Source organism: Mesorhizobium sp. M1312 (genome assembly GCF_040318115.1).
Lineage (GTDB): Bacteria > Pseudomonadota > Alphaproteobacteria > Rhizobiales > Rhizobiaceae > Mesorhizobium.
Map to the genome: position 1 here is coordinate 113221 of NZ_JAMYLQ010000002.1, position 25991 is coordinate 139211.

23 protein-coding genes and 1 pseudogene are annotated in these 25991 nt (G+C 61.5%); 13 read left to right on the forward strand and 11 right to left on the reverse strand.

The features are described 5' to 3' along the window. Positions 1–151: 151 nt before the first annotated feature. From NKH36_RS03275 to NKH36_RS03285, 3 genes are all read left to right on the forward strand, one after another. Entirely contained in the window at positions 152–2725 is a 2574-nt protein-coding gene (locus NKH36_RS03275) for a GcvT family protein (RefSeq protein ID WP_352960001.1), read from the forward strand. Between the two features lie 278 nt (positions 2726–3003). Next, a complete protein-coding gene (locus NKH36_RS03280) occupies positions 3004–4506 on the forward strand; it encodes an ArnT family glycosyltransferase (RefSeq protein ID WP_352960003.1) in 1503 nt (500 codons plus the stop codon). Next, positions 4487–5851, forward strand: a complete 1365-nt coding sequence (locus NKH36_RS03285; protein WP_352960005.1) for a M24 family metallopeptidase — start codon at positions 4487–4489, stop codon at positions 5849–5851. Before NKH36_RS03280 ends, NKH36_RS03285 begins: the two co-directional genes overlap by 20 nt. 5 nt (positions 5852–5856) lie before the next feature. Here the strand turns inward: NKH36_RS03285 and NKH36_RS03290 are convergent, their stop codons facing one another. Next, a complete protein-coding gene (locus tag NKH36_RS03290; RefSeq protein WP_352960007.1) occupies positions 5857–6657 on the reverse strand; it encodes a phosphate/phosphite/phosphonate ABC transporter substrate-binding protein in 801 nt (266 codons plus the stop codon). An 83-nt stretch (positions 6658–6740) separates the two neighbouring features. After that, positions 6741–7754 (reverse strand): fatty acid desaturase, encoded by a 1014-nt coding sequence (locus NKH36_RS03295; RefSeq protein WP_352960009.1) that lies wholly within the window; start codon positions 7752–7754, stop codon positions 6741–6743. 230 nt (positions 7755–7984) lie between these two features. Between NKH36_RS03295 and NKH36_RS03300 the strand changes: the two genes are divergently transcribed. Both NKH36_RS03300 and bmt read left to right on the forward strand, forming a co-directional pair. Next, complete coding sequence (locus tag NKH36_RS03300) at positions 7985–8827, forward strand: helix-turn-helix domain-containing protein (protein ID WP_352960011.1); 843 nt, start codon at positions 7985–7987, stop codon at positions 8825–8827. A 180-nt stretch (positions 8828–9007) separates the two neighbouring features. Continuing rightward, positions 9008–10024, forward strand: coding sequence for a betaine--homocysteine S-methyltransferase (bmt, locus tag NKH36_RS03305; RefSeq protein ID WP_352960013.1), 1017 nt, complete (start codon positions 9008–9010; stop codon positions 10022–10024). 155 nt (positions 10025–10179) lie between these two features. On the opposite strand, the gene NKH36_RS03310 is transcribed toward bmt, so the two are convergent. The 6 genes and pseudogenes from NKH36_RS03310 to NKH36_RS03335 form a co-directional block, all read right to left on the reverse strand. Continuing rightward, complete coding sequence (locus tag NKH36_RS03310) at positions 10180–12291, reverse strand: vWA domain-containing protein (protein WP_352960015.1); 2112 nt, start codon at positions 12289–12291, stop codon at positions 10180–10182. Positions 12292–12293: 2 nt separating this feature from the next. Continuing rightward, complete coding sequence (locus tag NKH36_RS03315; protein ID WP_352960017.1) at positions 12294–12854, reverse strand: RNA polymerase sigma factor; 561 nt, start codon at positions 12852–12854, stop codon at positions 12294–12296. Positions 12855–12948: 94 nt separating this feature from the next. Then, positions 12949–14040 carry a hypothetical protein gene (locus tag NKH36_RS03320; RefSeq protein WP_352960019.1) on the reverse strand — a complete coding sequence of 364 codons (1092 nt, stop codon included), beginning with the start codon at positions 14038–14040 and terminating at the stop codon, positions 12949–12951. Positions 14041–14117: 77 nt separating this feature from the next. Next, positions 14118–14847: pseudogene (locus tag NKH36_RS03325) on the reverse strand (dienelactone hydrolase family protein). 103 nt (positions 14848–14950) lie between these two features. Next, positions 14951–15622 carry a hypothetical protein gene (locus NKH36_RS03330; RefSeq protein ID WP_352960021.1) on the reverse strand — a complete coding sequence of 224 codons (672 nt, stop codon included), beginning with the start codon at positions 15620–15622 and terminating at the stop codon, positions 14951–14953. A gap of 107 nt (positions 15623–15729) precedes the next feature. Then, complete coding sequence (locus tag NKH36_RS03335; RefSeq protein WP_352960023.1) at positions 15730–17304, reverse strand: trimethylamine methyltransferase family protein; 1575 nt, start codon at positions 17302–17304, stop codon at positions 15730–15732. Positions 17305–17575: 271 nt separating this feature from the next. On the opposite strand from NKH36_RS03335, the gene NKH36_RS03340 reads away from it, so the two are divergent. Beyond that, positions 17576–18274 (forward strand): cobalamin B12-binding domain-containing protein, encoded by a 699-nt coding sequence (locus tag NKH36_RS03340; RefSeq protein WP_352960025.1) that lies wholly within the window; start codon positions 17576–17578, stop codon positions 18272–18274. Between the two features lie 1430 nt (positions 18275–19704). Continuing rightward, a complete protein-coding gene (locus tag NKH36_RS03345) occupies positions 19705–19896 on the forward strand; it encodes a Flp family type IVb pilin (RefSeq protein ID WP_352960027.1) in 192 nt (63 codons plus the stop codon). A gap of 299 nt (positions 19897–20195) precedes the next feature. On the opposite strand, the gene NKH36_RS03350 is transcribed toward NKH36_RS03345, so the two are convergent. Both NKH36_RS03350 and NKH36_RS03355 read right to left on the reverse strand, forming a co-directional pair. Then, positions 20196–20411, reverse strand: coding sequence for a hypothetical protein (locus NKH36_RS03350; protein WP_352960029.1), 216 nt, complete (start codon positions 20409–20411; stop codon positions 20196–20198). A 280-nt stretch (positions 20412–20691) separates the two neighbouring features. Next, positions 20692–20832 carry an EncA/B family entericidin gene (locus tag NKH36_RS03355; protein WP_254021938.1) on the reverse strand — a complete coding sequence of 47 codons (141 nt, stop codon included), beginning with the start codon at positions 20830–20832 and terminating at the stop codon, positions 20692–20694. A gap of 64 nt (positions 20833–20896) precedes the next feature. Between NKH36_RS03355 and NKH36_RS03360 the strand changes: the two genes are divergently transcribed. Beyond that, positions 20897–21526 carry a DUF1638 domain-containing protein gene (locus NKH36_RS03360; RefSeq protein ID WP_352960031.1) on the forward strand — a complete coding sequence of 210 codons (630 nt, stop codon included), beginning with the start codon at positions 20897–20899 and terminating at the stop codon, positions 21524–21526. Between the two features lie 9 nt (positions 21527–21535). On the opposite strand, the gene NKH36_RS03365 is transcribed toward NKH36_RS03360, so the two are convergent. Continuing rightward, on the reverse strand, positions 21536–21928 hold the full coding sequence (locus NKH36_RS03365) for a hypothetical protein (RefSeq protein WP_352960033.1): 393 nt from the start codon (positions 21926–21928) through the stop codon (positions 21536–21538). 83 nt (positions 21929–22011) lie between these two features. Here NKH36_RS03365 and NKH36_RS03370 point away from each other — a divergent pair, with 83 nt between their 5' ends. The 5 genes from NKH36_RS03370 (at position 22012) to NKH36_RS03390 (ending at position 25916) form a co-directional block, all read left to right on the forward strand. Beyond that, complete coding sequence (locus NKH36_RS03370; RefSeq protein WP_352960035.1) at positions 22012–22584, forward strand: DUF4893 domain-containing protein; 573 nt, start codon at positions 22012–22014, stop codon at positions 22582–22584. A gap of 195 nt (positions 22585–22779) precedes the next feature. Next, positions 22780–23691: a fatty acid desaturase gene (locus NKH36_RS03375; RefSeq protein ID WP_352960037.1), complete on the forward strand. Its 912-nt coding sequence runs from the start codon at positions 22780–22782 to the stop codon at positions 23689–23691. 242 nt (positions 23692–23933) lie between these two features. Beyond that, positions 23934–24236, forward strand: a complete 303-nt coding sequence (locus NKH36_RS03380; RefSeq protein WP_095521910.1) for a virulence factor — start codon at positions 23934–23936, stop codon at positions 24234–24236. Further along, positions 24229–24828, forward strand: a complete 600-nt coding sequence (locus tag NKH36_RS03385) for a methylenetetrahydrofolate reductase C-terminal domain-containing protein (protein WP_352960040.1) — start codon at positions 24229–24231, stop codon at positions 24826–24828. The genes NKH36_RS03380 and NKH36_RS03385 overlap by 8 nt, the downstream gene beginning before the upstream one ends. Further along, the gene (locus NKH36_RS03390; RefSeq protein ID WP_352960042.1) at positions 24825–25916 is read left to right on the forward strand and encodes a methylenetetrahydrofolate reductase; all 1092 of its coding nucleotides are present in this window, start codon (positions 24825–24827) and stop codon (positions 25914–25916) included. Before NKH36_RS03385 ends, NKH36_RS03390 begins: the two co-directional genes overlap by 4 nt. Positions 25917–25991: the final 75 nt, after the last annotated feature.

The following is a 25991-nucleotide window of genomic DNA, read 5'->3' on the forward strand; positions in this document are numbered from 1 at the left end:
GACCCCCACTCCGTCGAGCTTCGCTCGACACCTCTCCCCCGGTCGACGGGGTAGAAGAAGGGCGTGAGATTATTCCAGCCGCCGCCCTTCTCCGCTTTGTTTTCACGCCCCGCTCACTCGATTCAATCTCTTCAAAAACGGAACTATATTCATGAAATCTCATGCAAAAGCGGTTGTCATCGGCGGTGGTGTCGTCGGCTGCTCCGTGCTCTACCATCTGGCCAAGGCCGGCTGGACCGACATCATGCTGATCGAGCGCTCGGAGCTCACCTCCGGCTCGTCCTGGCATGCGGCGGGCGGCTTCCATACACTCAACGGCGATCCCAATGTCGCCAAGCTGCAGGCCTATACGGTGCAGCTCTACAGGGAGATCGAAGAGCTTTCCGGCCAGTCCTGTTCGCTGCACCTGACCGGCGGGGTGATGATGGCCGACACCCCCGAGCGCATGGACTTCCTGCGCCTTGCCCACGCCAAGGGCCGCTATCTCGGCATGGACACCGAATTGATCACGCCGTCAGAGGCCAAGGCGATGTTCCCGCTGATGGACGAGACGAATTTCGTCGGCGCCATGTGGGATCCGGTCGAAGGCCATCTCGACCCTTCCGGCACCACCCACGCCTACGCCAAGGCCGCCAGGAAGCTCGGTGCCGAGATCGTGCTGCGTAACCGCGTCGTCGAGCTGACGCAGGAAGTCGACGGCACCTGGAACGTCGTTACCGAGCAAGGCACGGTCAAGGCCGAGCATGTCGTCAACTGCGGCGGCCTGTGGGCGCGCGAAATCGGCCGCATGGTCGGTGTCGAGCTGCCGCTGCTGGCAATGGAGCATATGTACCTTTTGACCGAGCCGATGCCGGAGGTCGAGGAATTCAACAAGTCGACCGGCCGCGAAATGATCGGGGTTATGGACTTCAAGGGCGAGATCTACACCCGCCAGGAACGCAACGGCATCCTGCTCGGCACCTATGAAAAAGCCTGCAAGCCGTGGTCTCCGGTCAACACGCCGTGGGATTTCGGCCACGAATTACTGCAGCCCGACATCGACCGCATCGCGCCGTCGCTCGAAATCGGCTTCAAGCATTTTCCCGGCATTGAGAAGGCCGGCATCAAGCAGATCATCAACGGTCCCTTCACCTTCGCGCTGGACGGCAATCCGCTCGTCGGCCCGGTGCAGGGCCTGACCAATTTCTGGTGCGCCTGCGCCGTCATGGCCGGTTTCTCGCAGGGCGGCGGAGTCGGGCTGGCGCTGTCGAACTGGATGGTCAATGGCGACCCCGGCTTCGACGTCTGGGGCATGGACGTCGCCCGCTTCGGCGAATGGGCGACGCTGCGCTACACCAACGCCAAGGTGCGCGAAAACTATTCGCGCCGTTTCTCCATCCGCTTTCCCAACGAGGAATTGCCGGCGGCACGGCCGGCCCAGACAACCCCGCTCTACGACACGATGCTGGCCAACAACGCCGTCATGGGGGATAGCTGGGGCCTCGAAACCCCGCTCTGGTTCGCGCCGAAAGGCTCCGAGCCGAAGGACATCGTTTCCTTCCATCGCTCCAACGATTTCGGGCCGATCGGCGAGGAAGTGCGCACCACCCGCGAGAAGGTCGGCGTCACCGAGATCGCCAATTTCGCCAAATACGAAGTGTCCGGGCCGGGAGCCGAAGACTTCCTCAACCGGCTGATGACCAACCGCATGCCGAAGAGCGGCCGCATCGTGCTGACGCCGATGCTCAACGAATTCGGCAGGCTCATCGGCGACTTCACCATCGCCAAGGCGGGTGAAGAGCGCTTCATGATCTGGAGCTCGTCGGCGGCGCAGAAGTATCATATGCGCTGGTTCGAGAAGCACCTGCCGAAGGATGGTAGCGTCCGTCTTCACCGCTTCGACCAGACGCTGGTCGGCTTGTCGATCGCCGGGCCGAAATCACGCGACCTGCTGCAGAAGCTGGTCGATGTCGACATCTCGACCAAGGCTTTCCGCTTCATGGATTTCCGCGAAATGGCGGTCGGCGGCGCGCCCTGCATGGTCAATCGCATCACCTATACCGGCGATCTCGGCTACGAGATCTGGATGGCGCCGGCCTATCAGCGCCTGGTCTACAAGGCGATCAAGGATGCCGGCGAAGAGTTTGGTCTTATCGATTTTGGCATGCGCGCCCTGCTCTCGATGCGACTGGAAAAGAATTTCCCGACTTGGTTCCGCGAACTGCGCCCGATCTACGGGCCGTTCGAAGGCGCGATGGACCGCTTCGTCAAGCTGGAGAAGAACGACTTCATCGGACGTGAAGCGGCGGCCAGGGAGCAGGCGGAAGGACCAAAACTGCGCCGTGTCTCCTTCATCGTCGATGCCGCGGATGCCGACGTCATGGGCGACGAACCGATCTGGGCCAAGGTCGGCGGCAAGGACTACGGCACGGTGGAAAAGCCGCATGGCTATGGCGCGCCGCGTTTCGATACGGACGGCAAGGAAGTGCGCGGCTCCAAGGCCGCGGAAGGCGCTTCGGCCGTGCGCGGCATCGTCGACGGCGACTGGCGCGTGGTCGGCTGGGTCACCTCCGGCGGCTATGCCCATTACGCCCAGAAATCGATGGCGCAAGGCTATGTGCCAGCGGCCTTGGCCGGGAACGAGAGCGCCGGACTGTTCGAGATCGAAATCCTCGGAAGCCGGCGCCCGGCCCGCATCAATGTCGAGCCGCCTTTCGACCCCAGCGGCGAGAAGATGCGGACCTAGAGCACCGGACCCAAAGGCCAGCCCTCGCGCTTGACCCAGGGGTGGGACCGATTTGGGGAAATCCGATGCTAGAACAAAAGAGAGAGCGATGGTGCGATTCGACTTGCCTGCCCGCCGCTCCGGCAGCTCAGGGCTGCCACATTGTGCGGGGCATGGTCTTCATGCTAGCGGAGCCGGCGGCAACTGGCACGGGCGATGAGAACTCGTTGAAGTATTCGATGAAATGGGACGAATGGCTTGCCGAGAGCAGGATTGGCCCCTTCCCGGCGGCGATCGTCATGGTCGCCGCTTATTTGGCCTTGCAAACCGCCATACTGTCCGTTCTGGCCACGTGGGCAGGAACTGGCGTCGGCGTCGATGACGCGGAGCAGCTGATTTATCTTCCATATCTTTGGGCTGGATATGGCGGCTCGCAGCCGCCTCTCTACACATGGATCAACTGGCTGGCCGCGCAAATTTTCGGCACCAATATTTTCACGCTGAAGCTCGTCAAATACTCCGTGCTGTTCCTCGCCGCCTGCAGCGTGTTCGCCGCCATGCGACGGTTCGGCTACACGAAAGCGACGGCAGCGGCGGCCATGCTGGGACTTTTCACAATCCCGCAAATCGCCTGGGAATCGCAGCGGGCCTTGTCGCATTCGGTCGCCGTTGTCGGCTTTTGCGCGCTGCTCCTGCTCGCGATGGCTTATCTGATCGAGCGGCGAAGCGCGATCGCCTATGCGGTGTTTGGGTTGGCAACGGCTGCGGCAATTCTTGCCAAATACAACGACGTATTCCTGGTGTTAGCCCTTGTTGCGGCGGTGTTATCGCTGCGCGAGTTGCGCGGCGCGATCCTCGATCCGAAATTCGCAATCAGCGTTGCCGTCGCGATATTGGTGCTGGCGCCAACCACATATTGGAGCCTCATGCATCCTGCCGATTTGCTGGCGAGAGGCGAGAAGTTCGGAATAGACCTACAGCAGGCGCGCATGACGGCCGCGGCCACCGGCGCCGGCAAGTTTATCATGGGGACCTTCAATTTCGCTGTCTTGCCGGTGCTTGTTTCCGCGCTGGCTTTCGCGCTGACGGGGTTTCGTTTCTCCGAGCGTCACCCCAAAGCTCCGACCAGGGAAATTCTTTTGTGGCGTACCTTGGCGCTCGGCTTGGCCATGTTGGCGGTACTTGTGCTGGCCACCGGCGTGACCGAGGTCAAGGCCCGTTGGCTGGTGCCGGTCCTGGTCATCTTGCCGCTGGCGATGGCCGCTTATATGGAACGGCTCTCACCACGCGGCAGGGACGCCCAGCTCCTGGTGATCGCGGCCGGAGCAATCATCGCCGTTCTGCTCGCGCCCGCCACTTGGTACTTCCAGATAAACGGGACCAGTGGTCTCTCGCGGATGATCCGGGTGGATTACCCGGCCCTCTATCGCCAGCTGACTGCCGACGGGGCGGTGAAAACCGCAATATCCGACGGTGCATGGGTCGGAAACCTGCGGCTGGTCGACGAAAAATTGGTCACGCTTAACCAGGAAGTACCGAATTTCGACAGGCTGATGCAAGAGCCGGCCGTACTCGTCTGGCTTGACCGCGACGATCCGCGGCCCGTCATTTTGGAGCAGCTCAAAAAAGCCGGCTATGAGCCGGACGGCCAACCAAAGCAAATCATGGTTGCGCTATTGCCTAGCACCGACAAGTCTGCCCGGCCCGGCGCGTACATCAGATTGAAGAGAACGGCTGCGGAAAAAGCCACGGCGCCCGAAGGCGTCAGCAAAGGAGCTGAGGGTGGACAGGAACCCGACTGATCGGCCTCCTCGTCATCGCAAGATCATACCGTTCGAGCCGGACGAAGCGGGCTCCATCGATGTGTTGCGCCTGAAGTCGCGGCAGAAGGCCGCTGAGCTCAACCAGCATGTGCTTGGCTATGGCGCGCTGGCGGAAGCCGAGTGGCAGGCCGCCGCCATTGCTGCCCCTAACCTGCCCACTATGCGTCAGTACCGGCTCGACCGCATCCGCGCCGAGCTGAAGCGCCGCGACTATGCGGGAGCCCTGCTCTACGATCCGATCAACATCCGCTATGCGACCGACTCGACCAATATGCAGCTCTGGGTCGCGCACAATCCGACAAGACATTGTTTCGTTGCCACCGAAGGCCCGGTGGTGCTGTTCGATTATTTTTCCTGCGAGCACCTTTCCGACCACTCCGGCGTCGTCGACGAGGTGCGGCCGGCAGTGTCGTGGATGTATCTCTACAGCGGCGAACTGACCGCGCAAAAAGTCCGCCGCTGGGCGGCCGGTATCGCCGATCTGATTAGGGAGCATGGCGGCGGTGTCAGCCGCATCGCCGTCGATCACATCAATCCCGAGGGCGTCGAAGAACTCGCCCGCCTCGGCATCTCGATCGGCAATGGCGAAGCGCTGATGGAAAATGCACGTCTGATCAAATCGCCCGACGAAATCCTGGCCATGCGCCGATCGATCGTCGCTTGCCAGGCGGCGATGGGCGAGATGGAAGCAGCATTGAGGCCAGGCATTTCCGAAAACGAACTGTGGGCCGAACTCCACCGCGGCAACATCGCGCGTGGCGGCGAATGGGTCGAAACCCGGCTCCTGACGTCAGGCCCGCGCACCAATCCCTGGTTCCAGGAATGCTCGTCGCGAACGATCGAAGCCGGCGATCTCGTCGCTTTCGATACCGACCTGATCGGCCCCTACGGTTTCTGTGCCGACCTGTCGCGCACCTGGCTTTGCGGCGACACCGAGCCGTCCAACGAGCAACGCGACCTGTTTCGCATCGCCGCCGACCAGATCGCCCACAACACCCGCCTGATGCAGCCGGGCATGTCCTTCCGCGACCTTGTCGAACGCTCGGTGGTGCCGCCCGGAGATTGTTTCCCGACGCGCTACGGCGTGCTCTATCACGGCGTCGGGCTGGCCGACGAATACCCAACGCTGCCGCATGCGATCGACTGGACTGAAGACACGCCCGACGGCGTGCTCGTGTCAGGCATGGTGCTTTGCGTCGAGAGTTATATCGGCCGGCTTGGCGGTCACGAGGGTGTCAAGATCGAGGAACAGATCCTGATCACCGAAACCGGCAACGAGCAGCTTTCGACCTATCCGCTCGACGAGCGGCTGCTCGGCGGCTGATTGTTTTATGCGAGCGCCGCGACAGCCTCGCGCAACGCCATCACGATCTTTTCCGGTGTCGTTCTGGCGGTGATGAACGGCAGGCCTTTGCGCCGCCTTGTCCAACCGACGGCCGTTACCGCTTCCGCTGCAGGCTCGAAACGCCGCGCCAGCGCCCAGCTCTGGCAGTCGATGGCCGCGACATCGGCCTTGCCCTCGGCAATGGCGACGATCGAGGCGCGGTGGCCACCGCTTTCGCTGCGCTCAGAGAAGATGTCCAGGCTTTCGCCCATCGCCGCCAGGTCCCGCGTCAGCGCGATGATGCCCGACATGGAATCGAGGCTGTTGAAGGCAAAGTGCTTGCCACGTAGGATATCGAGCGGGATGAGAGGGCTGCCGTCGGACGGTGAGCCAACCGTTGGCGCTTCACCTCCACGCATCACGAGCGCGCTCGAATAGAGTTCACTCTGCCCGCCCTCGAATGCGTCGTAGTGCGGTTGGCCGATCAGTTGAACATGCGTCGCGAGCCCGAGTTCCATCGGCCCCCAGCAGGTCTGTGCGAGCAGCAGCGCCGGATGCAGCCAAAGCCCGTGAAAATCCAGTTCGTCCGGCGGCAGCGTCGCCGGATCGGGCGCGATGACCTTTCCGGCGGCGTCACGGATGCCGCCGTCTACAGGCCACAGATCGGCATTGACGCGAGCGATGGTCTGCGGCGCGTCGATGCCGCTTTGCCGGAAGGCATCACGCAGCCGTGCCCATTGGGCATCGACCTCGCTCCGCATTTCGGGCCAGTCATACATCGGCAAGGCGGCAACGAAATTGCTCATGCCGGGATTTCGGTCGTTACGCTGAGAAACTGACGAGACCATAGACGCACACCTGGGCATCGCCGCCGGCGATGCCGCAAAATTCATTCTTTCGGCGGCTCGGCGGGCACCGGCGCACTGCCAAGCCCATTGAGGCTGCGCGGCGCCCTGACGCGCGGCTTGAACGCCCGGCCCGGTTCCGGCGTGCGCCGCAGCACCGGGTGGACGATCGGCTCCTTCGCCTTGAACGCATAAGCCTTGAGCAGCGAGAAATAGTTCGGATAGGCGTAGCCATTGTTCATCCGCAGCCACTCGTCACGGCGCTCGCGAAACAGCTTCGGCAACCGGTACCAAGCCACCGTCGGGCTCTTGTGATGGACGAAATGCAAATTGTTGTTGAGAAACAGCAACGACAGCGGCGAACGCTCGACGATCACCGTGCGGCCTTCCGGATGCTCCGACCACTGATGCTCGGCGAAGGTGCGGATCGAGATCAGCGATTGGCCGAGCCACACCGGCACCAGGACGTAGAGCCACAGCGGAATGCCGAAACCAAACTGCACGACCGGCAGCACCACGGCCAGGCCGATGGCGTGCAGCAGCCATGCCTTGCGGATCACCTTGTCGCCGGCAAGCATCTGCTTGGCATCGTCGATGAAGAAGCCGGTGCACGACAGCCACGGGCCGAGCACGAGGCGGCCGATCATGGTGTTGTTGATTTTCAGCAGGAACTTCATCGCCGGCGGCAATTCATCATGATGCCACAACGCCTTGTAGTAGCTTTCAGGATCGTCAAGCGGATCGGTCAGCCGTTCGTCGGCATGATGGCGTAGATGGATGGTCTTGAACCGACGGAACGGCCAGACGACACCGATTGGCAGGAAGACGAAAGCTTCGTTGAGCTGTGCATTGCGGGTCGGATGGCCGTGCAGGACTTCGTGCGCAAGCGAGGACTGCAGCGCAGCCATCAAGGCCAGAACGACGAGCACCAGCAGCGGATAGGACGGCCACAGGAACAGGCCGGCTGCGAGCCAGGTGCCGTAACAGAAAAACGCGAGAAACACGGTCGGCCATTCGATCGCCGGTGCATTGCGTCGTCTGTTATTCATGCTCGTCATGGATCGACCACTGCCCTTCCAGTCGCCCGGAACCGTTTTTGATTCCTGACAGTATTGTGTCAGGAGCATTGAGATGCTGCAACGCGACAAAGCGCACAAAATGTTGCGATTGCGCATTTTCAGCCGCATATGTTATTTATTGTAAACGAGCTGGCGGATTCATTTACGCCTGAGGTGCCACCTTGGCGAACTCGGCGAAATTTTTTCCTCCCAATGGCCGGAATGACGATATGGACAAACGCGACCTGTCGACGATCTTTCGGGAGCGTCTGAAAATGCTCCTGACACGATCCGACTTGAACCAATCCGCCTTCGCGACGGCGGTGGGCATCGACCGTTCGGCGCTTTCGCAGCTGCTGTCCGGCGCCTCGACACGCCTTCCCCGCGCCGAAACGCTGCTCAACATCGCCGCCGAATTCAAGGTATCGCTCGACTGGCTGCTCGGCCTCAGCCAGGACGAAGGCGTCACCGGTGAAATCCGCGAGAGTCTGGAGATCGAGGAAGCGCCCGACGGTTTCGACCGCACGCTGCTGGCAAGGTGGCATGCCGAGGCCGCCGGCACGAAGATCCGTTACGTGCCGGCCGGCATTCCCGATCTTCTGCGCACCGAGGCGCTCATCGACTACGAGGCAGGTATTGCCAACAAGAGCCGCGAGGCCCAGGCCGGTGAGACGCAGTACCGCATCGACTACAACCGGCGGCCGGAAACCGACATGGAAGTCTGCATGCCGCGCCACACGCTGGAGATCTTTGCGCGTGGGCTGGGCGTCTGGGACCGTTTCCCTGAGGCCGACCGCCACCAGCAGCTTCTTCACATGGCGACGCTGCTCGACGACCTTTATCCCACCTTCCGCCTGTTTCTCTATGACGGACGGATGCGCTACTCGATCCCCTACACCATATTCGGGCCCTATCGTGCCGCCATCTATGTCGGCGACATGTATCTGGTGCTGAACGCGACCCAGCCGGTCCGCACGCTGACTAGCCATTTCGACAATCTAATCCGCGCCGCCGACATCAACGCCCATGAGGCGGCCAGCTTTACGCAAAGGCTGGCAGAGATGCGATTTTGATGGCTTGTTTACCGCGCCGACATTGACGTCATATAAAGATTTCTTTATTTCCTTATCTCGACTAAGCAGGTTCCGCAAAGGTGCCTCACGGTTTTGCGACGAGAACCTGCGGCAATACAAAACCTAAGCAGACGTAGCGGGAGCGAAGTCTGCTTGGAATTCCCGGAAGGCGTATTTCCAATGACCAATCCAATTGACGCGCTGCTTGCCGAAAAGGGCGTTCTGCTCGCCGATGGCGCCACCGGCACCAATCTGTTCGCCATGGGGCTCGAGGCCGGCGAGGCTCCAGAGTTGCTGAACGAGACCGCACCGGACACCATCACCAGCCTGCACCAGAACTTCGTCGATGCCGGCGCCGACATCATTCTCACCAACTCCTTCGGCGGCACTCGCCACCGGCTGAAGCTGCACCATGCGCAAGACCGCGTGCATGCGCTGAACAAGCGCGCCGCCGAGATCGCCCGCGCTGTCGCCGATAAAGCCGGCCGCAAGGTCATCGTGGCGGGCTCGGTCGGCCCGACCGGCGAGTTGCTGGTGCCGCTCGGCGCCATGACCTATGACGAGGCGGTCGAGGCCTTTGCCGAACAGATCGAGGGCCTGAAGGCCGGCGGCGCCGAAGTCGCCTGGATCGAAACCATGTCGGCGCCGGACGAAATCCGCGCCGCAGCCGAAGCAGCGATCCGCGTTGGCCTGCCCTACACCTACACCGGCTCCTTCGACACCGCCGGTCGCACCATGATGGGGCTGTTGCCGAAGGATATCCACGGCGTCGCCGACGGGCTGCCGCAGGCGCCGCTCGGTGTCGGCGCCAATTGCGGCGTCGGCGCCTCCGACATTCTCGCGTCACTGCTCGACATGACCGAGGCGAAGCCGGAGGCGACGGTCATCGTCAAGGGCAATTGCGGCATTCCGGAATTTCGCGGCGCCGAAATCCGCTATTCCGGCACGCCCGAACTGATGGCCGACTATGCCAGGCTGGCCGTCGATGCCGGCGCCAAAATCGTTGGTGGCTGCTGTGGCACCTCGTTCGCCCATCTAGCCGCCATGCGCAAGGCGCTCGACGCGCACACCAGGTCGGATCGCCCGAGCATCGAAAAAATCGTCGAGCGCATCGGCCCGATGCGCAACAAGCAGGCAACAGTCAACACAGTCGAGACCAGCGAAGCCCGCCGCGAGCGCCGGCGCAGCCGCGCCTGACGCTCTATCGGCTACTCGGCATTTTCGACGCGGCGTCACGATCAATGTCGGAATTACAATGTGGAAAAACCGGCAAGGTTTCCCTTGCCGGCTTGCCTCACCCGCCCGTGGGTTCCCGTATCAGAACGATCCCGTCTGAAAGAAACCGGCCGTCATTACCGATTGCCCCCGAGTGCCGAGGCAAGACGCACAAGCGAGAGGAACTCGGACCTGTACCCGAACGGGTCGGTTCCCCGGGCGGCAGTGGCAATCTCCATGATCTTGTCGTAGCCGAACTTCGCGGTCGCGTCGTCGTCGCGCAACTTCTGACCGAAGGCCGCGACGGCGACGGAGAACCGCTGGTCGGTGCTGGCTTCGTCGAAGCTTACTACTTCGTTGGCTGATGTCACCGGCGTGGTGATCAGCTTCGACGCATCCTCGTTCGGCAGCTTGTAGCGGATTTTCACGAAGGCGTATTCGTCGGCATTGGCGACGCCGCCATTGTTCACCGAAGCCTGGCCGTAGCGCAGCGGATCGATTTGCTCGCCGCCGTTGCCTTTCGGCGTGATCTCGTAGATCGCGGTGACCGAATGGCCGGAGCCGATCTCGCCGGCATCGACGCCGTCGTTGTTGAAATCCTCGCGATTCAAGGCGCGGGTCTCGTAGCCGATCAGCCGGTATTCCGAGACTTTTTGCGGGTTGAACTCGACCTGGATCTTCACGTCCTTGGCGATGGTGAACAGCGTCGAAGACGCATCCTCGACCAGCACCTTCTCCGCCTCGGCCAAAGTGTCGATATAGGCGGCGGTGCCGTTGCCGTTCTGGGCGATGGTCTGCATCATCTGATCGTTCAGATTGCCGCGACCGAAACCGAACACCGACAGGAACACGCCGGTCTTGCGCTCCTTTTCGATCAACCGCTTCAGATCGTCGTCGTCGGTCTGGCCGACATTGAAGTCGCCGTCGGTGGCGAGCATCACGCGATTGATCCCGTCGTTGACAAAGGATTTCTGCGCCAGCCTATAGGCTTCCTTGATACCCGCCTCGCCGGCCGTGCTGCCGCCGGGCGCCAACGTGTCGATGGCATTGAGGATCTTGTCCTTCTCCGAAACCCTGGTCGGCTCGAGGACAGTGCCGGCGTCACCCGCATAGGTGACGATCGAAACCGTGTCGTCGGGCCTCAATTTGTTGACCAGAAGCCGGAATGCCGACTGCAGGAGCGGCAACTTGTCCTGCTCGTTCATCGAGCCCGACACGTCGATCAGGAAGACCAGATTGGCCTTGGGGTGCTCGGCCGGCTTGACGTCGAAACCCTTGATGGCGACATGCATCAGCCTGGTGCGCTCGTTCCACGGCGTCGGCATGACGCTGACGGTCGAGTTGAACGGCGTCGAGGCAGAGTCTGGTCCTTTCCAATCATAGGGGAAGTAGTTGATCATCTCCTCGACGCGAACAGTGTCGGCCTGCGGCAGGAAACCTTCCTTCAGCGAACGCCGCACGAAGGAATAGGAAGCGGTGTCGACATCGATCGAAAAGGTCGAGACCGGGTCTTCGAGCGCGGCACGCACCGGATTGGTCTTGAAATCCTCGACGCGGTCGCGGTTTTGCTCCGGCAGCGGCATCTGGTCAGCCGGTGCGGTCGAAGGCTGAGCCATCAACTTGGATTGGGCCACAGTACCGGGCACACGGCCAACCCGCGCGGCGCCATCGGCTGCAAGAGCCGCGGTACTTGAACCGCCAGCCAACGCCTCGCGAGGCGAGGGCTCGGGCGCATTGCGAGCCAGCATATCCTGCTGCATCAGGCCACCCATCGCGTTCGATTCGGGCTTCGGCGGCGATGCCGGCGCGACAAGCGCCTCGGCTGCATCGCGGCTTTCGGCATCGGCATCGGCTTTCTGCGGCTTGTCGGCCTCGGTTACGGTGAGCGGCCTCACCGGCGCTTTAGCCACTGGTTTGTCAGCCAGCGTTTCGGTGATCTTCTCGTCCCCACCGGAAGGGAACGGCTGTTTCTGCAGCAGATAGATGGTGGCGTATCCGGCTATCGGCAGGGCGACGAGCCCAGCAATGGCCGGGGTGGCGAAGAGTTTCTTTTGCATGATTTCGCTCCAGAGCTTTTGTGCTCGCTCTGTGAGACGAAGCCCTTTCGCCGATCCTTGGGCGGCAGGTGAAGTTTTTTCGTCCAGGTCGTAAGCCCGCATAGCGGCCTCTAAGGCACGCGCCTTCGCGTCGGTACCCGGTGCCGGTGCTGCAATGTCGCGCAGCCTGTTGAGTTCGTTGTCGTCGACCATGATCACACTTCCCCGGCTGAAAGCATGAGCGTCTTCAACCGTTTCTTCGCTTCATGGATGTGCCAGGAAACCGTCGTCTCCGAGATCCCCATCGCCTCGGAAGCGAGTGCGTGGCTCAGCCCTTCGCCATAGACGAGCAGCACCGCGTCGCGCTGCTTGTCCGGTAGCGTCCGCACCGCCGCCCAAAGCGCCTCGGCTGGATCTTCGGGCTCAGCCGAGGCTTCTCCCGAGATCAGCTCGTAAGCTCCGTAGGCTTCGGTCTTGATCGTCTCGCGGACGGTCTTGCGCATCATGTCGCGTGCCACATTCAGCGTCATGGTGTAGAGCCAGGTGGTGAAGGCGCCGTTGCCATGATAATCGCGGATCGCCCGGCCGAGCCGGACGCAGACTTCCTGGGCGATATCCTCGGCGTCGGCCTTCTTCCCGCACCAGCGATAGGCGGCGCGATAGACGAAATCATAGTGCCTTTCGAGCAATTTGCCGAAAGCCCCCCTGTCTCCACCCTTCGCCCGCCCGATCAGCTCGGCGTCGGAGGCTTCGCTTTCATCCAGCATCATCGCCATCATTTGCCTGTTGGACGAATGCCAATGGCGATTCCTTGGGGTGGTGGAAAGAAAAAGACAAACCGCCTTCGAGGACACCAACCATGGGTGCTCCTCACTCTCCGGGACAGACCAGGCGCACGATGACCGTGTGCTTGCCGCTGACCGACATGCCGCCCTGTGTCACGATGTTGGCAAACGGCATCGTGCTGACATCTTGCGAGATGTCCGCCTCGCTCGCAAAGCGTTCTGCTGCAAACACCTCGCCACTACCGGCTTCGCCTTGAGGACGCATCGACATGCCGTAGCCGCCCATGCAGCGAAGCTTTACGTCGCCGGGCCTGCCTGTCGACTTGCTCTTGAGGTTCATAACAAAGCCATCCGTATCGAGAGCCATATCGACGTCATCATTGAGTTGCCCGCTCGATTTGCACGTCATGCCGCCAATCTTCGCGTTCTTGATCTTGCCGGATTGTTTGCCCTTTCCGTTCACCGTCCAACTGTCCGACCCGGGCGAGCTCTTGCCCTCCATCTCGATCGACGGCATCACAAAGGAGTAGGTGACATCGAACTGTTGACCCTTGATGCGGGGTTCCATCTTCGCTTCCACGGTGATTGTCCCCTCATCCACGATGCGCTTGAGCTGCGCCCGCATGGCGTTGGCCTGCTCCCGATAGCGTTCGGCTTCTTCGGCGGCGATCTGACTGGGCAACCTGTCCCAATAGACCGCAGCGGTTGCCCTTGCGCATCTCTCCCTGTGCGCGGCCTCGTGAGCAAGCGTGATGTCGGCGATTTCCTTGCACTGCGAGCCGGCGCGCAGTGCCTCAAGATCGACCGGCTTCTGCTCGCAGCTGCCAAACTTCATGTCTACGGTCAAAGGACCCGAGTAGGCGTAGGCTGGGTTGTGAGGAAGCTTGAACGTGCGCATGATGTCGGCGCGCGCCCTGGACGATCGGTCTTGGATGTTAACATCTGAATCGGGATGGGTCGGGTTCTTGTGCGCCTCGATCAGCGGATCCTCGACCGCCTTGAGCTTCGCCGCCATATCGGCGAAGAACATCGCCTCATACTCGGCGTTCTTCAGTTCTTCCTGAACGCTGCGCAGGTTCCGGCAGGAACATTTTGCTTGATCGGCAAAGGCTGGCAGGACCGTCGCGCTGGTCAACAGGCAAAAGCCTAGAACCTTGCCTGTGAGAGAAACCCGCATTATGCCTCCTGATCAAACGACTGCCGCCGATATTCAGGAGCTATGTTTCGAGACTATGTCGCCGGCTCCAGCGAACCTCAGCCCAGTGTTTCGTTGAACAGCATCGCCAATCGTTTCCAGTGGCGCTCGGCGCCGGTAGCATCGAAGGCGCTGTGGTCCGGCACGCACCAGCCATGCGCCATGCCGGCATAGTTTTCGATGACGTGGTCGACTTCAGCCGCGCGCAGCGCTTCGGCCAGCCGCGCCGACTGTTCGGGTGGGAAGCTGCGGTCCACACCAGCCGTGCCGACCTAAACCCGCGCCTTGATCGACGCGGCCTTCCGATGCGGGCTGTCGGCAGCATCGCTCGCCAGATTGCCGCCATGGAAACTGGCGGCGGCAACGATGCGGTCGGGATAGGCCGCGGCAGCATTCAGCGCTCGCGCTCCGCCCATGCAATAGCCGACGCTGCCGACAGGTCCGGTCACCCCTTCGGCGTCGAGCACATCGAGGAAAGCGCCGCTGTCGCGGATGGTCATGTCCTGTGTCGTGCCGCTGAGGAGACCTGTGATGATGGCCTTGCGCTTCTCGTCACTGAATGCGGTCTTGGCCTCGAAAGGGCCGTAGGGCGCGTTGCCGTAGAAAAGGTCCGGGACCAATACCGCGTAATTATCGCCTGCAAGCCGTTCCGCCATCTGGTCGAGCGCTGGCCGCGGGCCAAAAGCGTCTCATATAGAGGATGATTGCGGCCTTGGCCGCCGCCGAGCGGAACAGCCCGGCTTTTGCCAAGCCGTCGCTGGTTTTGATCTGAATGCCCCGCTTCGCCATCACCCACTCCTTCTGATTGTCGCGCGATACATATCCACGCAGGCCAACAGAACAAGTCGCAATGAGGCAACCTCTTCACGATTGCATGCGGCATTCGGCGACGCTACCGACCCGCGAACGCTGCCATATGGAAGGCCTGAACCTGTGGCGGATAGCGGTAGTCGGCACCATGGGGACAGGCGTTGCGGTCGAGACAGCCGCCGGTTCGGCAAGGCGCGCCGTTTTGCCCACGCACATGCGCCAGACAGATTTCGTGCGCGAAACCATCCGCGGAATAGGCGTCGACCGGACAGGATTTCAGGCAGGGCTTTTCCAGACATGTATCGCAAAGGTGAATCACGTCACGGGGTTCTGGAAGCGCGATCTCGTCCTCGAACAGCAGCGCGCCGCGATAAGCATGCCAGAGCCCGTATTGCGGATGCATGAGGATGCCGAGCGGCGACGGCCGCAAGCCCTCCGCCCGCATCGCCCATTGCTGGAACGGCAGATACGGTGTGTCGGAGGGCGAAGCGGCGCGCGCCCCGAATGTCACCGCTATTGCGCCGATCACTTCGCGCGACCATGTGTCCAGCGGATCGGCGATGATCCCTGATTGGCTTTCTTTCCAGCGCAGGAAATGCGGCCACGGCGCAGCGCCCGCCTGCCCCACCAGCAGCACGGACCTGGCGGCAGCGCTGGAGAGGCCAGGTGGAGGAATTTCATCACCTGCAAAATTGAAGCCGCCGCGCAGGATGAGGCCGTGGGCGGAAAGCACTGCCGCGACGGTTTCGATCATGCTGCGCGCAGGACTCACCCCTTCCTGTCCGGGTCGGAGAAGGCGCTCCGCCAGACTTCCTTGTGGATGATGTTGGCGACTTTAGCCCCGCCTGACTCGGGCTCCTTTCAGGTGAAAGCGTCGGCCATCGACGCCTTCTTCCTGCCGATGAAGTCCTTTAGCCCATCGTCGATGCCCTGATCGAGATGCGGCGCCTCATAGCTTTCCAGCCAGCGGCGAGCGAGTTCGTTGGCGCGCTGCGGTGCGGTTTTTTCGCCCTCGGCCAGCCACTGCTCGTAGGAATTGTTGTCGGCGATGTTGGAACGGTAGAAGGCGGTCTGGAAATTGGCCTGGGTGTGGTCACAGCCGAGATAGTGGCTGCCCGGGCCGACCTGGCGGATGGCGTCCATCGCCTGACCGTTTTCCGACAGGTCGACGCCTTCGGAGAATTTCTGCGTCATGCCGAGCTGGTCGATGTCCATCATGAATTTTTCGTAGCAGGAGGCGAGTCCGCCTTCGAGCCAGCCGGCCGAATGCAGCACGAAATTGGTGCCGGCGAGGATCGTTGAGTTCAGCGTGTTAGCGCTCTCATAAGCCGCCTGCGCGTCCGGTATCTTCGAAGCACACAGCGAGCCGCCGGTGCGGAACGGCAGGCCAAGCCGGCGGGCGAGCTGCGCCGCACCATAAGAAACCAGCGACGGCTCCGGCGTGCCGAAGGTCGGCGCGCCCGATTGCATCGAAATCGACGAGGCGAAGGTGCCGAACAGCACCGGTGCGCCAGGCCGGATCAGCTGCGTGAACGACGCGCCGGCCAGCACTTCGGCCAGAACCTGCGTCAGCGTGCCGGCGACCGTCACCGGGCTCATTGCGCCGGCGAGAATGAACGGCGTGACGATGCAGGCCTGGTTGTGACGCGAATAGACTTTCAGCGCACCCAGCATAGTCTCGTCGAACACCATCGGCGAATTGGCGTTGATCAAGCTGGTCAGCACCGTGTTGTTCTCGACGAAATCGTCGCCGAACACGATCTTGGCCATCGCCACCGTGTCCTCGGCGCGCTCCGGCGCAGTGACCGAGCCCATAAACGGCTTGTCCGAATATTTGATGTGGCTGTAGATCATGTCGAGATGGCGCTTGTTGACCGGCACGTCGACCGGCTCGCACACCGTGCCGCCCGAATGATGGATCGACGGCGCCATATAGGCGAGCTTCACGAAATTCCGGAAATCCTCGATTGTCGCATAGCGCCTGACGCCATCGAGGTCGCGCACGAAGGGCGGGCCGTAGACCGGCGCGAAGACGGTGGCGTTGCCACCGATCTGCACCGAACGTTCGGCATTGCGGGCATGCTGGGTGTAGACGGATGGCGCGGTTTTCAAAAGTGAGCGGCAGAGCCCCTTCGGGAAATGCACGCGCTCGCCCTTGACGTCGGCGCCGGCCTCTTTCCACAGCTGCAGCGCCTCCGCGTCGTCGCGAAAGATGATGCCGATCTCCTCGAGCACCGTGTCGGTGTTCTTCTCGATCAGCGCCAGCCCTTCCTCGTCCAGCACCTCATAGACGTTGATCTTGCGCTTGATGTAGGTGAGTTGGGTGCCGGGGCCGCCACCCGAGCGCGCTGCCCGCCGGGCAGCGGCACCACCGCTGGCGGCGCGTCCGCGCCGCGCGTTTGACGCTTCCTGGTCGACCGGCGCGTTCTCACTCATGATCGTTCTTCCCTGACTTTTGTTCTGGCGCAATTATCACGGCCGCATATCGCGGCTTCTGGCCGGATCGTAGTCATGCACCCTATTCGAAACGGCTCGCCAGCGCCAACGCCTGTCGCAAAATCGACAAGAATTCCAATAGATTTGCAGTCGCTTTCCTTTTGCGGGAAGTCGCAAATCAGCTATGGACGCAAGCCTGTAGCGGGTTAGGTATTGACGTGATATTTGAGGCCCCGCAATTGCATCTGTGCGGCAAGGAGCTGGATTAAAAATGGCCGACGACGAGATCATCCTTTCCGAGCTTTCCGACGACGAACTCGTGCAGCAGATGCACGACGACCTTTATGACGGGCTGAAGGAAGAGATCGAGGAAGGCACCAACATCCTTCTCGATCGCGGCTGGGCGCCCTACAAGGTGCTGACCGAGGCACTGGTCGAAGGCATGCGCATCGTCGGCGAGGATTTTCGCGACGGGATCCTGTTCGTGCCGGAAGTGCTGTTGTCCGCCAATGCGATGAAGGCGGGCATGTTCATCCTGCGTCCGCTGCTCGTCGCCACCGGCGCGCCTAAGCAGGGCAAGATGGTGATCGGCACGGTCAAGGGCGATATCCACGACATCGGCAAAAACCTTGTCGGCATGATGATGGAGGGCGCAGGCTTCGACGTCATCGACCTCGGCATCAACAATGCGGTGGAAAAATATCTCGACGCCATCGAACAGCACCAGCCTGACATCATCGGCATGTCGGCGCTTTTGACCACGACCATGCCCTACATGAAGGTCGTCATCGATACGATGAAGGAAAAGGGCATCCGCGACGACTATGTCGTGCTGGTCGGCGGCGCGCCGCTCAACGAGGAGTTCGGCAAGGCGGTCGGCGCCGACGCCTACTGCCGCGACGCGGCCGTGGCGGTCGAGACCGCCAAGGACTTCATGAAGCGCAAGCACAACGTCCGCGCGTCGGCCTGAGCTTTTAGCCAATTTCCCGAGGGACTGGCGCGGTGCCCTCGGCGCCTTTGTCCCATTGACCTCGTCGGCAAGCTCGCCACTGGATTTCTCGATCGGCATACGCATTGCCGTCGGCATGGCGCTGGCCGGCTAGCCGTTGCAAGCACGGTACTTCCGCGATCACGCCATACCCAGGATCCCAACCTCTGTTAGCTTATTCGTGCGGCGGACCCCAACGCCGCCCGGCCGGCGCCCTACAAGGCAATCTACCCCAACGCCCCCCAAGCGGTGCCGGCCTCCCCTCATCTGGCGCATCGTACTGAGAAGGAGAAGCCCGCGCTCCTCCTCTGAGCGGGGCCGATCGGGCCGCGGTCCGATCTGCAGCGGGCTAAGCGGGGGCCCACTGCCCGGCGAACGGACCCAATTGCCCGCTGGTTAGCCCGGCGGCCCGCTGGTCACCCCCGATTGGCTGTCGGGCCGTCCTACCTGCCCCGTTGTGGCCAGACGTTCGACAAGCGGAACCTTGGCGAGGTGCTGCATCATCATCTCCCCGACCATGAGCCGCTGCCGACCGAAACAATAGGTTCGTCAGCCTCTCGACATGGCGGCAAAATGCGGCTCCTCATAGTCCGCTGGCCTGCCGTTGAGCAGATTGAGCGCCCTCCGCATGTTCGGCATGAGGAACATACTGACGAACAGTGTTCGTTCGAATGATGCTATTCCGTTGCCTTGAGCGCAAATTTTGGTCAGCCAGCACAGCGCCTCCTCTTAAGCTCGCTGCTGGTCAAGGCCCAGCGGCCTCCAGCTGCCAGTCCCCCTCGCAACCAAGCCGCTGGGCCGGCGCCGCTAGAGCGAAGAGCGTTGTCCCGCATATTTGACTGAGCCCGCAAGAAGCCGCGCCGTGACATGGTGGGCCAGCATGGAGTCCAAGAGACCATCCGCAGCGGCCTGGGCCGCCCTCAAACTGGTTCGCATGGGCTATTGAACAGACCCGCCCAGCCGGCGTGTTGCCGAGCGAGGAAGCAGTTTTGTTGCTATTCGGTTCCGAGCCTGTCCATGAAGGCGAAGGCCCTTGCCAAAGCCATCATTGAGACGGCTGAAAGGCTTGCCCCGATGATTCGCCTCGAGTCAGTGCCGCGACAAGCAGCGAGCAATCGAGCTCCTCCGGGAACGAAACCTTCAGGTCACCCTGAGTTGCCATGCGAAGCGATTTCAATCTTGCCGTCTTTGCGGCGCGTTCGGCGCACTCAGCCTCAGCGATTACCTTCGCGGAGCGCCTAATTGTGCTATTTCCCAGCCAACACATCTGTTCGATCCAGCAGAATTCCGATGCGCCGGTCATGCCCTGACTCTTTGAGATTGTCGCCGTTCATTGTGATGAAGTCGGTATCGGTCGGTGACGTTAAAACCTGCACTCCCGCCATGCGCGGCCGATCGGCTTTAGCGCTGCCATGGTCGAATATTCGATCCTTGTCGGCATCATTGCCGTAGCAGCGATACTTGTGATCCTGGCGATTGGTGGCTGGGTCATCCGACGTTTCACCGACCTGTGCGCCGCGTTGGAAGCCTCGCCGGTCGGCACCTGCAACGAGAGACGGGCGTCGGAACCTGACGCGCTAAAGCCCCGCGCTCTTACTGCCTAAGGGTCGGCGTTCGTTGCGCCGGCCCGTTTACGAATTTCTGTACGAACGACACCGCCACCCAGATTTCGAAGCCCGCTGTGGAGGTCGCCTGTACGCTATAGGAGTCTGTTGCATTAAGGCCAGTTGCATGGCCGCAATCGTTGCGGATGTTGCCAGCCACTTGACTGGCCTTCGGCATTCAGTGTCACGCCAGAGAACGACACCGTTAGTTGACGGCTCAACGCTGCTGGCCGCTGCGAATGACAGCCTTCGGCGCTAGCGGCTAGGGTGCTATGGTAGGATCGGGCGGGTTGAAGCGCCTATTCTGATTCTTTCGCCTCTTCCTTTTTCAGGATCGGCGTGTCGGCGGTTGTCGGCGTGTTCGCGACGCTCGCGACTTTGGTCTGCTGATCCACGCTTGCAGCTTTGGTTTGCGGATCTACGGAAGCCGTCGTTTTGTTGTGGCCAACACATTCCGCTGCGGCGCCGGACATTGAAAGGCCAAAAGCGGCGACAACTAAGAGAGCGGTCTTCATCCTATTGCTCCTATCTTCGTTGTTGAGGGTGCAGGAAAACTAACGGCATATCCCCCATTCGAAAAGTCAACTTTTCGTGCCCGCCCCGACAAAAAAATTGCAATAGGGGACACGACGTCCGCTTCGGCCTCATCTGGGCGAATTCGGCATGCACAATAAACACATAAGACAAAGCCGCGCCCTTGCAGCGCGGCTTTGTTGTTCCCAGATGTTACAAGGACTCAACGCGCGCCTCGCTTGAATTAGGGTTGATCGCGACGCGCTTTGGTGAAACTGCGGATCAGGGATTCTCGACCGTGTCCTCAACTGCGTTTGCGGTCGATTTGACGTCCCTGCCGACGCCGCGAACGGTATTGGCGCAGGCTGAAAGAGCCAAGGCGCAAGCGATAATGGCAATCGGCGCGATGCGTAACAGTTTCATGAATGGTGTCTCCCTCAATAAATAGATTTGCCCGACAGCAACGAAGATCGGTTAAACTGGTTCCATGAGCGCCGCGCGAAAACAGCAATCCGATCAAGGCGACAGGCTGCTTGTCATCGCCTGCGGGATGATTGCGCGCGAAGTTCTGGCCGTCAAGGAGCAGCTGGGGCTCGACCATCTCGACCTGACCTGCTTGCCAGCGGAGTTCCATTTCTACCCGGACCGCATCGCGCCGGCTATGGACAAGGCAATCGAAAAAGCCAAGGCTGACGGCTATAGAAACATCTTCGTCGGCTACGCCGATTGCGGCACCGGCGGCCTGCTTGACCGCGTCTGCGAGAAGCATGGCGTCGAGCGCATGGCCGGGCCGCATTGCTTTGCCTTCTATCAGGGCATGGATGCCTATGCGAAGGTCGCCGACGACGACATGATGTCATTCTATATGACCGACTTCCTGTGCCGGCAGTTCGACGCCTTCTTCATGAAGCCCCTCGGCCTCGACCGGCATCCGGAGCTGATCAAAGACTATTTCGGCAATTACGAGAAGCTGGTCTATATCGCCCAGACCGACGATCCGGAACTCGACCAGGTCGCCGAGAAAGCCGCGAAAATGCTCGGCCTCGCCTATGAGCGCCGCTCGACCGGCTATGGCGACCTGACGACGGAGCTGGCCAGCGCCGCCGCACACGGCTGACCGTTTCGATCAGGCGGCCCCTTCTTCCGCTGCGAGCGCGGCAAGCACATCGGCAAAGCTCGTCTTGCAGACGAAGCCCAGCCTGTCCCGCGCCGTCGAGGCGTCGTAGACACGGTCGATCGAGGAAAACATCGTCCAGCCCTTTCGCACATAGAGCGCCGGAAACTCCGGAAAATAGCGCGCAACGACCGAGGGGGCGTCGGCGATCAATGCCTGGCAATCATCGGGCCGGAACGGCGTTGGCGCCGAGACGATGAAGATGTCGAAGCCCAGTTGTGACGCCTTCTCCAGCGCCGCGACATGGGCCGCGGCGCAAGCGCGCTGCCCAGCCAGCCTGACGATCCGGTAAGCAATATCCGCATCGGCGAAACCACGATTTTTAAGCTGATCGCTGTTAAGCACAGATGACAGGTCACCGCGAACGGATAAGTTGTATGCCAAACGAGAAAACAGGCTGTTCCAGCTTTCGACTAGGAAACGCACCGATGATCGTTCGCTTCCTGATCGCCGCAGGCGTTGTCTGCTTCGCCCTGCCAGCGCTCGCCGATGGCGAGGTGCAGAAGCTGATCACGCCCGCCGACAAGGTGCGACTCGACAAATATGACGAGACGCGCAAGGCAGCCCTTGACGAAGCCAGGGCGGGCGACGCCGCCGAGGTCGAGCAGCTCGACGCCCTGCTGGCAAAGCCGCTGGTCTCGTTTTCCGACAAGGACCTCACCGGCAACTGGCAATGCCGCACCATCAAGGTCGGCGGGCTGAGCCCGCTCGTCATCTATGGCTGGTTCAAGTGCAAGGTGAGCGACGATGGTTCGGGCTGGATGCTGGAAAAAATCACCGGCTCGCAGCGCACCAAGGGGCGTTTCTTCGACGACGGCGAAAAGCGCTCGATCTATCTCGGCTCCCTTTCTGTCAACGACGATCCGGCAAAACCCTATGGCAGCGGACCGCAAAGCGATCAGGTCGGCTATGCCTTTCGCAACAGCGTCAACGAATGGCGCATCGAGTTCCCGGCACCCTATTACGAATCGAAGCTCGACATCCTTGAATTCGAGCGCTGAGCCCGCGGCCCTGACATCCAACCCGATCATCAGGATTAACCCGACGGTCTAGCATCCCACGCGCTAAGACTATGTCTTTACGGGCGACACGTCGCAGCCTGCCTTCGAAACAATGGTACTGGACCGGCGTAAAAACCGGCGTCTGGTAATGAAGCCCGATTTACCGGACAGCGCGCCGGCGATAAGCTTGCCCCCATGAGCGAAATCGACCACCGCACAATCATCGCCGGTCTGTCGGTCGAGGATCGTCGCGACCTCACTGCTAAGCTGGATGGGCCCGGCAGTGTCCGGCTGGCTGTCCATGGCTGGCTGGTTGTCGTGCTGGGCGCGCTGATCGCCGCCCGCATCCCATTCTGGCCCATTCTTATACTGCCGCAGGGGATCCTGATCGTCTTCTTCTTCACGCTGTTGCACGAGACCATCCACGAAACCGCTTTCAGGACGGCGTGGCTCAATCGCACCATCGCCACCGTGACCGGTTTCCTGATCCTGCTGCCGCCGGCGTGGTTTCGCTATTTCCATTTCGCGCACCATCGCCACACGCACGATCCGGACAATGATCCCGAACTGATGGCGCCGAAACCGGAGACCATTGCCCAGTACCTGCGCTATCTCTCCGGGGTCCCCTATTGGAGCGGCATGGCGCGCGTGATCGTCGTCAACGCGGCCGGCCGCAACCGCGACATCTTCGTGCCGGAAAAGGGCCGCGACAAGGTGATTTCGGAAGCACGCTGGTTCCTGATGGGCTATGCGGTGCTGCTCGTGGCATCCCTTGCCGTGCAGTCGACGCTGCTGCTGCGGGTCTGGATTGTGCCGGTGCTGGTCGGCCAGCCCTTCTTGCGGGCCTATCTGCTGGCCGAGCATGCGCTGTGCCCGCATGTGGCCAACATGCTCGAAAACACCCGCACCACCTTTACCACAAAGCTGGTGCGCTTCGTGGCGTGGAACATGCCATACCATTCCGAGCATCACTCCTATCCGGCCGTTCCCTTTCACCGCCTGCCGCGTTTCCATCAGATTGTCGCCGAACATCTGCGCACGACCGAGCGAGGCTATGTCCGCTTCCACAGGAAGCTTGTCGGCAGCTTCGATCGTCGCGCCGGCTGATCAAAACCAAGCCAAACATCGAATATTTTCGCGTTTCTTTTTGCGGCCGCCAATTGCGTCGCTTTTGAATGCGCGCGCGTCGTCCCATAACAAGCAGCCCAACAGCGCTTCCGGCAATGCTCGGAACCGCTGCATCGGCCCAGAGATCGGAGTCGGTCCCCGTAAGCACGATGCGGCTGAGTCAAAATGGTAGAGCGTCCTTTCCGATTGGACGCACGGCGCTCTACGGGAAGTAGGAATTCATGGCCGATCTGATCGTCGTCTACTGGCGCGACATCCCCGCCCAGGTCATCGTCAAGAAAGGCCGGCAGAACGCCAAGCGCGAACTGCCGCTGCGTTTCACCGAGGCGATCGACATGTGTGCGATGCGCACCGGCGCCGGCGGCACCGACGACTACTTGGCCGAATGGCGCAAGGCCGACCCCGTGCCGGTCAGCGATGATCTTGAAGGCGAGGCCGAAAAAGCCCTTCAAGACATCGACGCGAAATACGACCGCGAACGGCTGGTCGCTCTGGTTAAAGCGGGCGGGAAAGAAGATGTCTGAAACGACCCCGGCGATTACCCAGGCCACTCTGGTCAAGAAGGCAGCGCCGAAATCCGACTACAAGCCGGCCGACGTGTCGCCGCAGCGGCGCGTGCAGCGCTCCTTCGCGGTCAGGCTGTGGTCCGTCCGCCACTCGCGACTGCTCGAATGGTTCTACGCCAGGTTCTCCGACATGTTTTTGCTCCTCCATCCGCTGTGGAAGCGCATCGGTTACGGCCGGGTCGAAGGTCCGATCAAATTTGTCGAAAAACGCGTCAAGGGTTTTATGTTCGACTGCCGCATGTGCGGCCAGTGCATCCTTTCTTCTACCGGCATGTCGTGCCCGATGAATTGCCCCAAGCAATTGCGCAATGGCCCTTGCGGCGGTGTGCGCGCCAATGGCAATTGCGAGGTCGAGCCTGACATGCCCTGCGTCTGGGTTAAGGCCTGGGAAGGTTCACGCAACATGGTGCATGGCGACAGGATCCTTGACGTGCAGAAGCCGGTCGATCAGTCACTGCGCGAAACCTCGGCCTGGCTGCGGGTGACAGCACAGGCTGCCGCCGCGCGCGAAGCCTCGCGCAACACTCCCAACCCTGGGGCACCGGCATGATCGGCCGCCAGCCCGACGAGAACCCGGCCGGCATCCATCTGCCGCTCGATCCCCTGCCCGGCCACACCTCGCGCGGCCGGCTGGAGCGCGTCCTGAGGCGCGGCGAGTTCGCCGTGACGACCGAGCTCAACCCGCCCGACAGCGCCGATCCGGAAGACGTCTACAACCGCGCCAAAATCTTCGACGGCTGGGTCGACGCCATCAACGCCGTCGACGCGTCGGGCGCCAACTGCCACATGTCGTCCGTCGGCATCTGTGCGCTGCTGACCCGTATGGGTTATGCCCCGATCATGCAGATCGCCTGCCGCGACAGGAACCGCATCGCCATCCAGGGCGACGTGCTGGGCGGCGCGGCGATGGGCGTCGCCAACATGCTGTGCCTGACCGGCGACGGTGTGCAGGCCGGAGACCAGCCAGGCGCCAAGCCGGTATTTGATCTCGACTGCATGTCGCTGCTCGAAACCTGCCGCATCATGCGCGACAACGGCAAGTTCCTGTCCGGCCGAAAGCTGACGACGCCGCCGCAGCTTTTCCTCGGTGCGGCGATCAACCCTTTCGCGCCGCCGATCGATTTCCGCCCCTACCGGCTGGGCAAGAAGATCGCCGCCGGTGCACAGTTCGTGCAGAGCCAGTACTGCTTCGACGTGCCGATGTTCCGCACCTACATGCAGCAGGTCCGCGATCTCGGTTTCACGGAAAAATGCTTTATCCTGTGTGGCGTCGGGCCGCTGGCCTCGGCCAAGACCGCCAAATGGATCCGCTCCAACGTGCCGGGCATTCATATCCCCGATTCGATCGTCAAGCGGCTGGAAGGCGCCCAGGACCAGAAGAAGGAAGGCAAGCAGCTCTGCACCGACATCATCAACGAGGTGAAAGAAATTCCCGGCGTCTCCGGCGTCCATGTGATGGCCTATCGCCAGGAGGAATATGTCGCCGAGATCGTCGATGAATCGGGCGTGCTGAAGGGGCGTCAGCCCTGGAAACGCGAAATTCGCCGCGATGACCAGCTCGTCGCCGACCGGCTCGACCACATATTGCACGACGAGATCACCGAAACGCAGGTCGACATGGTCAAGACCGCGCATTGATGGCGCGGACGGTCACCATTCGCTTGATCGAAATCAGAAACGATATAAAGAAGTCTTTATATCACGAGGGAGAGA

Excerpts from the sequence above, each read along its gene's own strand:
- NKH36_RS03295 (WP_352960009.1), bottom strand. The coding sequence starts at position 7,754 with ATGACGAGCATGAATAACAGACGACGCAATGCACCGGCGATCGAATGG.
- NKH36_RS03390 (WP_352960042.1), top strand. The coding sequence starts at position 24,825 with ATGATCGGCCGCCAGCCCGACGAGAACCCGGCCGGCATCCATCTGCCG.
- NKH36_RS03345 (WP_352960027.1), top strand. The coding sequence starts at position 19,705 with ATGGTCGAATATTCGATCCTTGTCGGCATCATTGCCGTAGCAGCGATA.
- NKH36_RS03280 (WP_352960003.1), top strand. The coding sequence starts at position 3,004 with ATGGTCGCCGCTTATTTGGCCTTGCAAACCGCCATACTGTCCGTTCTG.
- NKH36_RS03275 (WP_352960001.1), top strand. The coding sequence starts at position 152 with ATGAAATCTCATGCAAAAGCGGTTGTCATCGGCGGTGGTGTCGTCGGC.
- NKH36_RS03360 (WP_352960031.1), top strand. The coding sequence starts at position 20,897 with ATGAGCGCCGCGCGAAAACAGCAATCCGATCAAGGCGACAGGCTGCTT.
- NKH36_RS03335 (WP_352960023.1), bottom strand. The coding sequence starts at position 17,304 with ATGAGTGAGAACGCGCCGGTCGACCAGGAAGCGTCAAACGCGCGGCGC.
- NKH36_RS03330 (WP_352960021.1), bottom strand. The coding sequence starts at position 15,622 with ATGATCGAAACCGTCGCGGCAGTGCTTTCCGCCCACGGCCTCATCCTG.
- NKH36_RS03375 (WP_352960037.1), top strand. The coding sequence starts at position 22,780 with ATGAGCGAAATCGACCACCGCACAATCATCGCCGGTCTGTCGGTCGAG.
- NKH36_RS03355 (WP_254021938.1), bottom strand. The coding sequence starts at position 20,832 with ATGAAACTGTTACGCATCGCGCCGATTGCCATTATCGCTTGCGCCTTG.
- NKH36_RS03300 (WP_352960011.1), top strand. The coding sequence starts at position 7,985 with ATGGACAAACGCGACCTGTCGACGATCTTTCGGGAGCGTCTGAAAATG.
- NKH36_RS03380 (WP_095521910.1), top strand. The coding sequence starts at position 23,934 with ATGGCCGATCTGATCGTCGTCTACTGGCGCGACATCCCCGCCCAGGTC.
- bmt (WP_352960013.1), top strand. The coding sequence starts at position 9,008 with ATGACCAATCCAATTGACGCGCTGCTTGCCGAAAAGGGCGTTCTGCTC.
- NKH36_RS03320 (WP_352960019.1), bottom strand. The coding sequence starts at position 14,040 with ATGCGGGTTTCTCTCACAGGCAAGGTTCTAGGCTTTTGCCTGTTGACC.
- NKH36_RS03310 (WP_352960015.1), bottom strand. The coding sequence starts at position 12,291 with ATGGTCGACGACAACGAACTCAACAGGCTGCGCGACATTGCAGCACCG.
- NKH36_RS03290 (WP_352960007.1), bottom strand. The coding sequence starts at position 6,657 with ATGAGCAATTTCGTTGCCGCCTTGCCGATGTATGACTGGCCCGAAATG.
- NKH36_RS03370 (WP_352960035.1), top strand. The coding sequence starts at position 22,012 with ATGATCGTTCGCTTCCTGATCGCCGCAGGCGTTGTCTGCTTCGCCCTG.
- NKH36_RS03350 (WP_352960029.1), bottom strand. The coding sequence starts at position 20,411 with ATGAAGACCGCTCTCTTAGTTGTCGCCGCTTTTGGCCTTTCAATGTCC.
- NKH36_RS03315 (WP_352960017.1), bottom strand. The coding sequence starts at position 12,854 with ATGGCGATGATGCTGGATGAAAGCGAAGCCTCCGACGCCGAGCTGATC.
- NKH36_RS03340 (WP_352960025.1), top strand. The coding sequence starts at position 17,576 with ATGGCCGACGACGAGATCATCCTTTCCGAGCTTTCCGACGACGAACTC.
- NKH36_RS03385 (WP_352960040.1), top strand. The coding sequence starts at position 24,229 with ATGTCTGAAACGACCCCGGCGATTACCCAGGCCACTCTGGTCAAGAAG.